We start from the raw sequence: 13042 nt of genomic DNA on the forward strand, positions 1-13042 counted from the left end.
CCATGTGCTATTCCGCCCTGATCCGCGCTGACTACGCCAAACTGGTACGCGAATTCGGCGCCATCCTGTCGCTGGAGGACTTCGCCGAACTGTACGCACACGATCCGGGCAAAGAACGGCCGAAGACCCCGAAGGCGATGGATGACGGATTCGCCGGTGCGCGTACCGAACAGGGGCGGGACATCGTGGCGAAGATCCAGCAATGGCATGCGCAGGAGCAACAGGCCCTGGAGGCCGAACTGGCCCGGCAACGCGAACGACGCGATATTGCCCATGCCACGCTGGCCACCCGGCCCACGCAGAAAGCGCGCAACGACCTGCGCGTGGCCGGCAACCGCATCGAGCGCGCACAGGCCCGACTGGAAGACCTGCATCGGGTGCAGCTGCTGCCGCGCGACAACCGCATTTTCCCCGGCACCTACGCACCGGTGATGGTCAGCGAGAACGGCCAGCGCGTGATCAAGCCGATGCGCTACCAGTGCCGGCTGCCGGACAAGCCAGCGCGCAACGACGTGCTTTACCCCGGCACCTACAATGCGCGGCGCGACAGCCTGGAAGGTTACTGGCGGGGTGCGTTCGGAGTGCGCCACGGCGTAGTGGTGGTGCAGGCGTTCTACGAGCACGTGCCCCGCCACGCCATCGCCGGCCGCACCCTCGGTGCCAACGAAAAGGAACAGGACGTGGTACTCGAATTCCGTCCCGACCCGCCCCGCGACCTGTTGCTGGCCTGCCTCTGGGCGGAATGGGAAGGACCGGAAGGCCGCCTGCTGTCGTTTGCCACGATCACCGACGCACCTCCCAGCGACGTCGCCGCTGCCGGGCATGACCGCGGGGTAGTGCCGATCCGCAAGGAACACCTCGACGCCTGGCTCAACCCCGAACCGGATGACCTGGCGCGCCAGTACCGCATCCTCGATGACCGCGAGGAGATCCGTTACGTGTACGAGGAAGCGGGCTGAGCGCCGGACGCAATTGAAGAACCCCGCCTGGGCGGGGTTCCTGGATCAGGGGTTGCCGCCGAACTCCGCAGACGCGAGCATTCAGCCGTCGGCAGTATCCCCCGCCGGTCCGTGGCGGACGGCTCAGGCCTTGACGCTGGAGCGCCCCACCGCTCGCGCCAGCGCGCGTGACAGATCAGCCGACAGGTACGGCTTGACCAGCAGCAGGCCGGCCAACATCGGCGCCGGCAGCTGCTCGGCCAGCATCCCGGTGGCCAGCACGAACGGAATGCCACGCGCCGAAAGCGCTGCAGCCACCGGCTCACTGGTCTCGTTGCGGGCCAGGCGGTAATCCAGCAGGGCCACGTCAGGAGTGCTCTGCTCCAGCAGCCGCAGGGCCTCGGACACACTCGCTGCGAGGCCAACCACGACCGCACCGGCATGCACCAGCTGCATCTGCAGCAGGGCCGCGCTCATTTCGTCGTTCTCGACCACCAGCACCCTCAGGTCCTGCAACACTGTCATCGGCTACCGCTCCTGGAGGCAATTGCACGCTGGGAGTATAGCTATCAAGGGGCCAATGCCGACAGGAACCGCCCTCATAGGCCCTCCTACTATGCATCGCCTGCCGACCTCGGTTACACTCGTACGCTGCCTGCCGGTGTGGCGGAATGGTATACGCAGCTGACTCAAAATCAGCCGGGGGTGACCCCATGAAGGTTCGAGTCCTTTCACCGGCACCACAGCATCAAAGGCCAGGTCCATGATCTGGCCTTTTGCTTTTCCCGGGCCAGAGCGCCGACACTGGCGAAGATGCCCCAGCATGCCCCGCCCGCGCGATTGCCCCTCCTGCGGGCGTCCGACGCCGTCGCCTGGTCCCACTACCTCTCGCTGCCGGGCGTGATCGAGCACACCAGCTGAGGCGACGTTTCCGAACGGGCGCTGGCGCTGCAGATCGCCCGCCATCTGCCTGACGCATCCGATCAGCGCCGGGCGCTGGGACGCCAACAACCTGCAGGCGGTCGCCGCGATCCTCGACGGCTGCCCGCAACGCGGTCATGACCTGCTGGCCCGCGACGGCGGCGAGGAATTCATCGCCGCCCTGCCCGCCGCTGAGCCCCATGTGACCATCAGCATCGGCGTAGCCTGGCAGGCTGCGCATGAGCAGGCCGACCCACGATGCCGGGGAACAACACTCCGACCGCCGGGCCTAGACCGCGCGCAGCACCGCCGCGCCATGCAGGTGCCCCGCCCCACCCTGCACGCGGAAGCTGGCCACGGTCTGCAGAAGCTGCGCCGACTGCTCCTCCATGCTGCGCGCCGCGGCCGAGGCTTCCTCGACCAGCGCAGCGTTCTGCTGGGTGCCCTGGTCGATCAGATCGACAGCGTGGTTCATCTGCTGGATGTCGTCGCTCTGCTGCTGTGCGGCCGTGCTGATCTCGGACATCAGGTCACTGACCCGGCGCACGTTGAGCACGATCTCGTCCATGGTGCGGCCGGCGCTCTCAACCTGCGCGGTGCCGGCGCCGACATTGGCCACCGACGCATCGATCAGCTGCTTGATCTCCTTGGCGGCACTGGCCGAGCGCTGCGACAGTTCGCGGATCTCGGTGGCGACCACGGCGAAGCCACGCCCGTGTTCGCCCGCACGCGCGGCTTCCACCGCGGCGTTCAAGGCAAGGATGTTGGTCTGGAAAGCGATACCGTCGATCACGCCGATGATGTCGACGATGCGCCGCGAGGATGCGTTGATCACCGCCATGGTCTCGACCACTTCGTGCACCACGTTGCCGCCGCGCGCAGCGACATCGGCGGCGCCACCGGCCAGCTGACTGGCCTGCCGTGCGTTGCTCGCGGTGCGCTGCACGGTCTCGGCCAGGCCCTTCATCGACACGGCGGTCTCCTCCAGCGACGCTGCCTGCTGCTCGGTGCGCTGCGACAGATCGCTGTTGCCCTGCGCGATCTCGGTGGCACCGACGGCGATGGTGTCGGCGGCGAACTTGATCTGGCCAATGATCGCGGCCATCGCCTCGACCAGCGAATTCACGCCTTCGCACAGCTCGGCGATCGGCCCGTGCTTGTCGGCGGTGGCCACGCGCCGGGTCAGGTCGCCCTCCTTGGCGGTCGCCACCACTTCACGGGTCTGCGCCACGGCGCGCTGCATGGCCTGGTTCTCATGCACCTGCGCGGTGATGTCGGTGGCGTACTTGACGACCTTGAACGGCTTTCCATTGAGATCCAGGATCGGGTTGTAGGACGCCTGGATCCAGACCTCGCGCCCGCCCTTGCCGAGGCGCCGGTACTGGCCGGCATCGTATTCGCCACGGCCCAGCTTCTCCCAGAACTGCCGATACTCGGCACTGCCACGATACTCGGGCTCGACGAACAGCGAGTGGTGCTGGCCACGCACGTCGTCCAGGCTGTAGCCGGTGGCGGCCAGGAAGTTGTCGTTGGCCGAAAGGATGCGGCCGTCCATGCCGAACTCGATCACTGCCTGCGACTTGTCGATCGCCGCCAGCTGCCCGGCCGAGTCGGCCGCCTGCAGCTTCTGCGCGGTGATGTCGGTGGCGAACTTGACCACCTTGTAAGGCCGCCCCTGCCGGTCCAGCACCGGGTTGTACGAGGCCTGGATCCAGATCTCGCGCTGGCCCTTACCGAAGCGCCGGTACTGGCCAGCGTCATATTCGCCACGCCCCAGCCGCGCCCAGAAGTCGCGGTACTCGGCGCTGCGCGCCTGCTCGGGATCGACGAACAGGGAATGATGCTTTCCCTGGATCTCCTCCAGCCGGTAGCCCATCGCCTGCAGGAAGTTGTCATTGGCCTGCAGGATGGTGCCATCGAGGGCGAACTCGATGACCGCCTGGACCCGGTGCAGCGCCGCAACCTGGGCTTCCAGCTCGGCACGGCCGTCGGACACGGCCTCGGCGCCGGTGCGGTGCTGGGGAGCCAGCGCGCCCAGTAGGGCACGCCACGGCGACCAACGGGTATACAGCTCGGCCGGCGCCTGCGCGCCCGCCGTGAAGCCTGGAATGAGCATTGTCTGATCCTCGGTGTCCGGTAAGCGGTTGCGACCCGACGGGCGGGATGCCCGGCGGCAACTTCAGGTGCCAGGGACTACAGGTGCCAACCGGCACCTCTCGAGCGACTGCCACGAACGTCTGCTGCGGGTGCGATCGGCATCTGGGAGCGGCGGAACACACAGCGCGGGCCGCCCATCGGGGACGGCCTGGGGTCCTGCGGCGGGTGACTGGAGCGGGATCCAGAGGGAGTATCGGCGAGGCGATCAGTGGCTTTAGCCGGATTACGCGACGTCCGTCGCAACTTCAGATGCGGCTGCAGGGACGCGGTAGACAATCGCGATGTACTTCACATTCTGCTCACGCTCGGTGGGGACACCGGGTGTCGTCACGGAACATGTCGCGCGTTGTCGCCGTCATTGGGCATAGCCTTGCCGGGCACGATGCAGTTCAGGCCCAAAAGGTTTGCATGACCAACGGGCGATTCCGTGGCAGGTGAAAACGGCCAGCATGCAGCGAACCGCAGGACGCGCACTGACACGGAGATCGCATGTTCCCACGCTTGGCCAGCCTCCTGATCCTGGGCCTGTGCAGTACCGGCGCCCTCGCTGCAGATGCCACCTATCGGCCCGCCTTCCATCCGGACCAGCTGAAGGGGCCGCCTGTCGGGCGACCGAACGAGGTGCTGGTACTGGGCACCGCCCACCTGTCCGGCCTGCCCAAGTCGTTCCAGCCCGCCTTGCTTGAACCCTTGCTGCAGCGACTGGTCGCCTGGAAGCCCGAACTGATCGCCACCGAAGACCTGTCAGGCCTCCAGTGCGATTCCATGCGTCGCTACCCGGAACGCTATGCGGAGAGCGTGGCCACCTACTGCTTCGACACCACCGCTGCGCAGGCTGCCACCGGCCTGGACGTGCCCGCAGCGAACGCCCAGGCCGAGCGCCTGCTTGCGACCTGGCCGGACGAGCCGACGCCCACCCAGCGTCGTCGGCTCGCAGCATTGTTCCTGGCAGCGGGCGAACGCGGATCGGCGCAGGTGCAATGGCTACGCCTGCCTGCGTCCGAGCGCAAAGCCGGCGATGGGCTGACGCCGGCCCTGGTCGAGATCCTCGGCAAAGGCCTGGTCCGCCGCAATGAAACCAGCCTGATCGCCGCCGTAGTTGCCGCCCGCCTCGGGCATGAACGGCTGTGGGCCGTGGACGACCACACGGCCGATTCTCCCACACCGGCCGAGGATGAGGCGGCGGCCAGTGCAGCCATCACCGGTGCCTGGAACAATACGCATTCGCGGGCACGACGGGAGGCCGATGAACGCCTCGTGGCCAATCTGGACAAGCCCGGTGGCGTCATGGCGCTGTATCGCGATTACAACAGCCCGGCAGCAGCGTTGGCAGCGTACCAGAGCGACTTCGGCGCGACGCTCGTCGAGCCGTCCTCCAAGGCGTTCGGCCGGATGTATGTCGGTTACTGGGAAACCCGCAACCTGCGCATGGTCGCCAACGTCCGCGACGTGCTGGGCCTGCACCCTGGCAGCCGAATGCTGGCCATCGTCGGTGCCTCGCACAAGGGCTACTACGAGGCCTACCTCAATCAGATGCACGACGTGCAGCTGGTCAGTACGGACGCAGTATTGCGTTGACTAGGATAGGTGCCGGCCATGCGCTGGAACTATCCTGCAAGGCCCGTCTGCAGGTGCCGACATGCTGAAAGTGATCGCCGAGGATTTCATCCATCCCGATGCGGTGGACACCGTGCTTCCCCTGTACCGCGAGCTTGTCGCATGCACGCGGCGAGAGCCGCTCTGCCTCGGCTATGAACTGTTCGTCGACCAGAAGGATCCCGGGCATTTCGTCTTCATCGAGCAATGGCCGGACCGCGACGCTCTGGATATCCATTGCGCCAGCGAGCACTTCCAGCGTCTGGTGCCTCAGATCAACGCGTTCCAGCGCGCACCGTGCCGGGTCCTGCTGATGGACGCGGCACGGGTGTAGTGCCGGAAGCGAGACGCCCGCCGTCGCCGCGGCCATGCCGCCACAGCAACACGCAGGCCGCAACCGTGCAGGCGAGGCTCAGGACCAGCAGCGCGACCGCGCCTTGCTGCAGCACGGGCAACAACGCCTGCGCGTGCGGGTCGCCGCGCAGCTGTTCGGCGCGCAGGCAGGTGGCCAGCGCCAGGCACCAGCCGACCAGCGCCGGGATGAACATGCGTACCGCAACCGGGTTCCAGGCATTCATGGGTTCACCTGCTTGAGTGGAGATGCGCGCAGTATTCGCGCGCGTCCTCTCACAGGCTGAGATCAGTCCTGGGCGGCATCGGCATCGTCGCCTGGAAGCTCCGACAGCTCGCCCTGCACCTGCACGTTGTTGCGCCCCAGCGCCTTGGCCCGGTAGCACTGTGCATCGGCAGCGGCCACTGCCTGGTCCACGCTCATGCCCCCCGCCAGGGGCGCGATGCCGATACTGGCACCGACCCGCAGCCGATGCTGATCCCACGGAATGGACAGCGCTGACAGGGTCTGCAGGAGTTCACCGCCGATCCGTGCCGCACGACGCGGCGTACACCCGGACAGGATCACCGCGAACTCGTCGCCGCCCAGCCGCGCCACCACGTCCGAATCACGCACACCATGTCGCAGCACACTGGCCACCGCCCACAGCACGGCATCGCCGGCCAGGTGGCCCCAGGTGTCGTTGACCGGCTTGAAGCGGTCCAGATCGATGTACATCAGCGAGGCGGCCTGCCCGGTGCGCTCGACGCGGGTGATCGCCTGCTGCAGGTGCACCTCGAAACCGCGGCGGTTGCTCAGTTCGGTGAGTGGATCGATCTCGGCCAGGTGGCGGGCTTCGCGCTGCCGCGCCCGCTGCTGGGTGTCGTCGCGCAACACCCACACCGCGCCGCGCACATGGCCCTCGTCATCGCGCAGCCAGGCCCGCGTCAGGTCCACCGGCACCGTTGCCGTGCCCAGGCGCAGCAGCAGGTCGGCGTGCAGGTCCACCGCGTTGCTCTCCGGGTCCAGCAGTACCGACACATCCAGTACCGAGCCGGGCGCGTACTCGGTGGTCAGCGCCAGCACGTCCTGCACCCTGTGCCCGGCCAGCGACAGCGCGCCATCACCGGCCAGGGTGCGTACCGCGGCCGCGTTGGCATAGTCGATGCGGCCGTCAAGGTTGACGCTGAGCACCAGGTCGGCCACCGCATCCAGGGTGATGCGGCTGCGCTGTTCGCTCTCGAACAGGCGTTGCTCACTGCTGCGCTGGGCGGTGATGTCCTGGATCTGCGACACGAAATGCAGCGGCTGGCCATGCTCGCTGCGCACCAGCGACACCGACAGCCGCGCCCAGATGATGCGACCGTCGCGGTCGAGATAGCGCTTTTCAAGGTGGTAATGGCTGCGCCGTCCGGCCAGAAGATCCTGCACCAGGGCCAGGTCGGTCTGCAGGTCATCGGGATGGGTCAGGCGCTGGAAGTCGACCTGCAGCAACTCTTCGCGCGGGTAACCCAGGATCCGGCACAGCGCATCATTGACGTCCAGCCAACGCCCCTCCAGCGACACCAGCGCCATGCCCAGCGCCGCCGATGTGAATGCACCGGCGAACTTCTCCGCCGACAGCCGCGCCTCGGCCCGTGCCTGCAGGATTTCGGTGATGTCGATGGCCATGCCGACGTAGCCGATGCGTGCGCCATCGGCACCTTCCATGCGGCTGATCGACAGGCGCACCTGGCGTGGCAGGCCCTCCTTGCGCAGCAACGTCCACTGCCGCGAGTAGGTCTGCCCGTCAGCGCGAGCACTGAGCGCTTCGAACACGTCGGGAAGGTTGCCCTCGGCATCGGCCAGCGGCTCCAGCCAGGCTTTCAGTTCCTCTGGATCGTGGAAGGCATCGAGCCGGCGCTGGCCGACCACCTCCGCTGCGCTGTAGCCCAGCAGGCGCTCCGCACCCGTGTTGAACAGGGTGATGGTGCCATCGGTATCGGTGGCGATCACCGCTACCTCATCGGACGCATCGACCACGGCCTGCAGGCGTTGGCGGGTTTCGGCCGCATCCTGCCTCGCCTGCTGCAGCTCGGTGACGTCGGCATGGGCACCGGCCATCCACAGCGGCTTGCCCTGCCCGTCCCATTCAAAGACGCGCCCACGGTCCTGGATCCAGATCCACTGGCCGTTCCTGTGGCGCATGCGCAGCAGGCAGGCGTAGTTGTCGCTGCGCCCTTGGAAATGGTCGTCCAGCGCAGCATCGGACAACGCAACGTCATCGGGATGGACCAGCCTCAGGAACGTCTTCTGGCAGATGGGTTCCAGCTCTTCCAGGCGGTAACCGACGATCTCGGCCCAGCGCGCGTTGACCCGCATCTCGCCGGTCTGCACGTTCCATTCCCAGGTTCCCGCGGCGGTACCGTCGATGATCATCGCCAGGCGGCGACGCTCTTCCGCCAGCTCCTGCAGGCGGCGCTCCAGCAGTCCATTGCCGTGGGTGCCCTGGCCCGGCATCAATCCGGTCTCCTGCCGGCACGGGCAGGCGCCGACCGCAGCGCAGCGCTGCGACCGCCGGTACGAGCAACGGGTGGTGCTGGCGTCATGGCCCTCCCCAGCAACAGCGGGGTGGCCGGACGCCTCCCCTCAAGCGCAAGTGTGCGCAATCACGGGGAAAATCGACAAGTCCCCCGCCACGAATCAAGCGTGACGGGGAACACGGTCCTCAACTGCGCTTGGCGCGGGCGAAGGCCTCGGCCAGGGCGTTGTTGGCCGGGGGCGCGGACGCGGCGGGACGGCCGCCATTGCCTTGGCCCCGGTTCGGCCCGCGGTTCTGGCCGCCTGCATCGCGGCGCGGACCCTGCCCATGGCCGCGCTCATCACGCTGGCCCGGGCGGCTGGTGGCTTGCCCGGGGGTATCGTCCAGGCGCCGGGTCAGGGCGATGCGCTTGCGCGCCACGTCCACCTCCAGCACCTTCACCTTGACGATATCGCCGGCCTTGACCACGTCGCGCGGGTCCTTCACGAACGTATCGGAAAGCGCCGAGATGTGGATCAGGCCATCCTGGTGCACACCGATATCGACGAAGGCACCGAAGGCCGCCACGTTGCTGACCACACCCTCGAGCACCATGCCCTCGCGCAGGTCCTTGATGTCCTCGACGCCCTCGGCGAAGCGTGCCGCCTTGAACTCGGGGCGTGGGTCTCGGCCCGGCTTCTCCAGTTCCTTGAGGATGTCACGCACGGTCGGCACGCCGAAGGTGGCATCGGTGAACTGCTCGGCCTTCAGGCCGCGCAGGAAGCTGCCATCACCGATCAGCGCCTTGATCGGGCGCGCGGTGCTGGCCACAATGCGCTCGACCACCGGGTAGGCTTCCGGGTGTACCGCCGAAGCATCCAGCGGTTCATCACCGTCGGCAATGCGCAGGAAGCCCGCGCACTGTTCAAAGGTCTTCTCGCCCAGGCGCGCGACCTTCAGCAGGTCCTTGCGGCGCTTGAACGGGCCGTTCGCATCACGGTGGCGCACGATGTTCTCGGCCACCGTGGCCGACAGGCCGGACACCCGCGACAACAGTGCAGCCGAAGCGGTGTTCACGTACACGCCCACCGCGTTCACGCAGTCCTCCACGCGGGCATCCAGCGCGCGCGCCAGGCGGTACTGGTCCACATCGTGCTGGTACTGGCCGACACCGATCGCCTTGGGTTCGATCTTCACCAGTTCGGCCAGCGGGTCCTGCAGGCGGCGGGCGATCGACACCGCCCCACGTAGCGACACGTCCAGCTCCGGGAATTCCCTGGCCGCGAACTCGGACGCCGAGTACACCGACGCGCCGGCCTCGCTGACCACCACCTTCTGCAGCTTCGGGTTGCCAGCGGCCTTGATCGCTTCGCCGGCCAGCTTGTCGGTTTCACGGCTGGCGGTGCCGTTGCCGATCGCGATCAGTTCCACGTTGTGCTTGGCGCACAGCTGCTTGATCGTCTGCAGCGACTGCTCCCACTGGCGGCGCGGCTCGTGCGGGTAGATGGTGTCGGTGGCCACCAGCTTGCCGGTGGCATCGACCACGGCGATCTTGCAGCCGGTGCGGATGCCCGGGTCCAGTCCGAGCACGGTCTTCGGGCCGGCGGGTGCCGCCAGCAACAGGTCCTTCAGGTTGTCGCCGAACACCGCGATGGCCTCGGCTTCGGCCTTCTCGCGGGCCTGGTTGAACAGGTCCAGCAGCAGGTGCGTGTGCAGCTTGGCGCGCCAGGTGAGCCGGCAGGCGTCCAGCAGCCAGCGGTCGGCGGCGCGGCCCTGGTCGGCGATGCCGGCCCTGCGCGCCACGCGCCCTTCGGCGTACTGGTGGCCGGCCTCGGCATCACTGCCGGGGTCCAGCTCCAGGAACAGGATCTCCTCGCGGCGCGCACGGAACAGCGCCAGCAATCGGTGCGAGGGAATCTTCGCCAACGACTCGGCGTGATCGAAGTAATCGCGGTACTTGGCGCCTTCGGTTTCCTTGCCCTCGGCCACGCGCGCGCGGATCACCCCGGTTTCGCCCAGCCAGGTGCGCAGTTCGCCGACCAGCGCGGCGTCTTCGCCCCAGCGCTCCATCAGGATCGCGCGCGCGCCTTCCAACGCGGACTTGGTGTCGGCTACGCCCTTGTCGGCGTCGACGAAGACAGCCGCGAACGTCTGCGGGTCCTGCGTCGGGTCGGCCAGCAGGCCATCGGCCAACGGCTCCAGGCCGGCCTCGCGGGCGATCTGCGCACGGGTGCGGCGCTTGGGCTTGTACGGCAGGTACAGGTCTTCCAGCCGGCTCTTGGTATCGGCGGCCAGGATGTCATTGCGCAGCTCGTCACTGAGCTTGCCCTGCTCGCCGATGCTGGCCAGCACCGCCGCGCGACGGTCCTCCAGCTCGCGCAGGTAGGTCAGCCGGGTTTCCAGGTTGCGCAGCTGGGTGTCGTCCAGGCCACCGGTCACTTCCTTGCGGTAGCGCGCGATGAACGGAACGCTGGCGCCTTCGTCGAGCAGGCCGACGGCGGCGCGTACCTGGGCGGACTGGGCACCGATTTCGTCGGCGATGGTCTGGGCGATCTGCTGGGCGAGCGCGCTCTGGGCGTTCTTGGCGTCGTGCATTGCTTCAGGTCTGTGCCGCGTTTCGGGAAGCCCCCATTCTGGCAATCCGCGACGGAGCCGGACAAGGCATTGACAGGGGGCGAGGTTCAGCGGCGAAGCCGGATTGGACGCCGGCATCCTGGCAAAGAGCGGGCTCGGACTGGCCCGGGGCTGGGATGCCGGCGCGGGCGCGCGATGGTGGGCGCGCCCTGCCGCGTGTTGCGACGGTCAGCGGTAGTGGCGGGCGGCGCGCTGCATGACGATGTCGTCACGCATGCCTTCCAGGGCCATCAGGCGGACCTTGCCGACACCCTGCAGTTCCATGAACCGCTCCGTGTAGAACTCCGGCCCCAGCGCGGTGTCGGCGCGGGATTTGCTGAAGCCGTAGGGCACCACGCCCTTCTCGCCATCCTTGCTACCACCGACATAAAGAACGATTGCCATGTGATGTCTTCCTCCAAATTGCTACTGCGTACTGCGTTCGATGAGCGATGCTGCGAGCTCATCGAGGGAGAGCTTACCGCGTCGAACCTGACTGGAACGTCACGAAGACTAATGACGATCGGTTGCATGCAGATGACTGCGGGATCGCAGCAGAATGCTTACGGATCTTTAACTTCCGGCTAACGAATCGGCGGGGGATTTCCCCAACGGCGCAGCCCCTCGTGGCTTGGTCGCGAAATGCGCTTCATGTGATCGGGTCGGTCGGGGTGGGTTCGCGGGACACGCCGTAAACCCGTCCATGAAGTGATCCCCGGGAGTTGGACATCAGATCCAACCCCGTGGGATACATGAACAGATACGACGCGCGTTTCAAACTGCAGGTCGCCAAAGAGGCCTGCAAGACCTCCACATCGGTCAAAGCCGTTGCTCGTCGCTACGGCCTGGAGTTCTCCACGGTCAGGCGCTGGGTGGCGACCTATCGGCTGCATGGTTGGCGCGGGTTTCGCCGCCAGGCCCAGTCCTATGACCTCGCATTCAAGCTGGCTGTCCTGAAGAAGATGGGCCAGGACGGCATGTCCGGGCGGGAGGCCACCACTTACTTTCAAATTGGCGATGCCGGCGCGGTGGGGCGATGGCGGCGCCTGTATGCTCAAGGCGGTGCCCAAGCGTTGGCACCACCACCTCCGCCGCCCCGAAAGCCGATGAAAAAGACCCGTTCGTCCAAGCCACCTGAGGAAATGAGCCGCGATGAGCTGCTCAAGGAAGTCGCCTATCTGCGTGCGGAGACCGACTACCTAAAAAAACTCGATGCCTTGATCCGGGAAGAGCAGGCGGCGCAGGACGCAAAGCGCAAGCCATCCAAGGATTGAGGCAGGTTCATACGCTGTCGCTTCTGCTCGAAGCGGCAGAGCTGTCACGCAGTACGTTCTATTACCAGAACCATGTCCTGGCCCATCCGGATCAGGATGAGGCAGCCCTGTGCGAGCGCATCCGGGCAATCTACGATCAAAGCCAAGGGCGCTATGGGTATCGCACGGTGACGCTGGAACTGGCCAATCAGGGCCATCGGACCAATCACAAGCGGGTACAGCGCCTGATGGGGGAGATGGGCCTGAAATCACGGGTACGCGTGAAGCGCTACCGGTCCTTCAAAGGGGCCGCCAATGTTGTGGTTGGCAATGACCTCAATCGCCAGTTCCATGCCGAGCGGCCCAACCAGAAGTGGGTGACCGACGTCACCGAGTTCAAGGTGCAAGGCATGAAGCTGTACCTGTCGCCGATCATGGACCTCTACAACGGTGAAATCGTGGCTTATCAGATCAAGCGCCAGCCTGTGTTCGATCTGGTAGGTCAGATGCTGGAGGAGGCCATCAGCAAGCTTTCCCCGGAGGAGCGGCCAATGATCCACTCCGACCAGGGCTGGCAGTACCAGCATGAGAACTACCGGCACATGCTGGAAAAGCACTCGTTGAAGCAAAGCATGTCCCGACGTGGCAACTGCTTGGACAATGCGGCAATGGAAAGCTTCTTCGGGACGCTGAAGTCGGAGTTCTTCTACCTGAACAGCTTTGACAGCATCGA

Annotated in this window: 10 protein-coding genes, 1 tRNA gene and 1 pseudogene; 6 read left to right on the forward strand and 6 right to left on the reverse strand. The window is 66.5% G+C overall.

What is annotated here, in order from left to right; genetic code table 11:
• Window positions 1-2 precede the first annotated feature (2 nt).
• The gene (locus tag RCF13_RS01680) at window positions 3-959 is read left to right on the forward strand and encodes an SOS response-associated peptidase family protein (protein ID WP_134968446.1); all 957 of its coding nucleotides are present in this window, start codon (window positions 3-5) and stop codon (window positions 957-959) included.
• A 123-nt stretch (window positions 960-1082) separates the two neighbouring features.
• Here RCF13_RS01680 and RCF13_RS01685 read toward each other — a convergent pair whose 3' ends face one another.
• Entirely contained in the window at window positions 1083-1463 is a 381-nt protein-coding gene (locus RCF13_RS01685) for a response regulator (protein WP_061479069.1), read from the reverse strand.
• Between the two features lie 132 nt (window positions 1464-1595).
• On the opposite strand from RCF13_RS01685, the gene RCF13_RS01690 reads away from it, so the two are divergent.
• Together RCF13_RS01690 and RCF13_RS01695 are read left to right on the forward strand one after the other, a co-directional pair.
• Window positions 1596-1681, forward strand: a tRNA-Leu gene (locus RCF13_RS01690).
• A gap of 269 nt (window positions 1682-1950) precedes the next feature.
• A pseudogene (locus tag RCF13_RS01695) lies at window positions 1951-2118 on the forward strand (GGDEF domain-containing protein); the annotation flags it as partial.
• Between the two features lie 30 nt (window positions 2119-2148).
• Here the strand turns inward: RCF13_RS01695 and RCF13_RS01700 are convergent.
• Entirely contained in the window at window positions 2149-3975 is a 1827-nt protein-coding gene (locus RCF13_RS01700; protein WP_134968447.1) for a methyl-accepting chemotaxis protein, read from the reverse strand.
• Window positions 3976-4505: 530 nt separating this feature from the next.
• Here RCF13_RS01700 and RCF13_RS01705 point away from each other — a divergent pair.
• Window positions 4506-5594 (forward strand): DUF5694 domain-containing protein, encoded by a 1089-nt coding sequence (locus RCF13_RS01705; RefSeq protein ID WP_134968448.1) that lies wholly within the window; start codon window positions 4506-4508, stop codon window positions 5592-5594.
• Window positions 5595-5655: 61 nt separating this feature from the next.
• A complete protein-coding gene (locus tag RCF13_RS01710) occupies window positions 5656-5946 on the forward strand; it encodes a putative quinol monooxygenase (RefSeq protein WP_061479066.1) in 291 nt (96 codons plus the stop codon).
• Here RCF13_RS01710 and RCF13_RS01715 read toward each other — a convergent pair.
• From RCF13_RS01715 to RCF13_RS01730, 4 genes are all read right to left on the reverse strand, one after another.
• On the reverse strand, window positions 5888-6190 hold the full coding sequence (locus tag RCF13_RS01715) for a hypothetical protein (protein ID WP_134968449.1): 303 nt from the start codon (window positions 6188-6190) through the stop codon (window positions 5888-5890). The two genes, RCF13_RS01710 and RCF13_RS01715, sit on opposite strands and share 59 nt — an antisense overlap.
• Window positions 6191-6252: 62 nt before the next feature.
• Window positions 6253-8442 (reverse strand): PAS domain S-box protein, encoded by a 2190-nt coding sequence (locus tag RCF13_RS01720; protein WP_134968450.1) that lies wholly within the window; start codon window positions 8440-8442, stop codon window positions 6253-6255.
• Window positions 8443-8650: 208 nt separating this feature from the next.
• Window positions 8651-11038, reverse strand: a complete 2388-nt coding sequence (locus RCF13_RS01725) for a Tex family protein (RefSeq protein ID WP_231352173.1) — start codon at window positions 11036-11038, stop codon at window positions 8651-8653.
• Window positions 11039-11245: 207 nt separating this feature from the next.
• Window positions 11246-11461, reverse strand: a complete 216-nt coding sequence (locus RCF13_RS01730) for a hypothetical protein (protein ID WP_005417149.1) — start codon at window positions 11459-11461, stop codon at window positions 11246-11248.
• 347 nt (window positions 11462-11808) lie between these two features.
• Between RCF13_RS01730 and RCF13_RS01735 the strand changes: the two genes are divergently transcribed.
• A protein-coding gene (locus RCF13_RS01735; protein ID WP_308140762.1) for an IS3 family transposase occupies window positions 11809-13042 on the forward strand; the annotation gives its coding sequence in 2 pieces (ribosomal slippage) (window positions 11809-12256 and window positions 12256-13042; 1235 coding nt annotated over the 2 pieces). This gene is flagged as partial in the annotation.

It is taken from the genome of Stenotrophomonas maltophilia group sp. RNC7, assembly GCF_030910085.1.
In the GTDB taxonomy this organism is placed as follows: domain Bacteria; phylum Pseudomonadota; class Gammaproteobacteria; order Xanthomonadales; family Xanthomonadaceae; genus Stenotrophomonas; species Stenotrophomonas sepilia.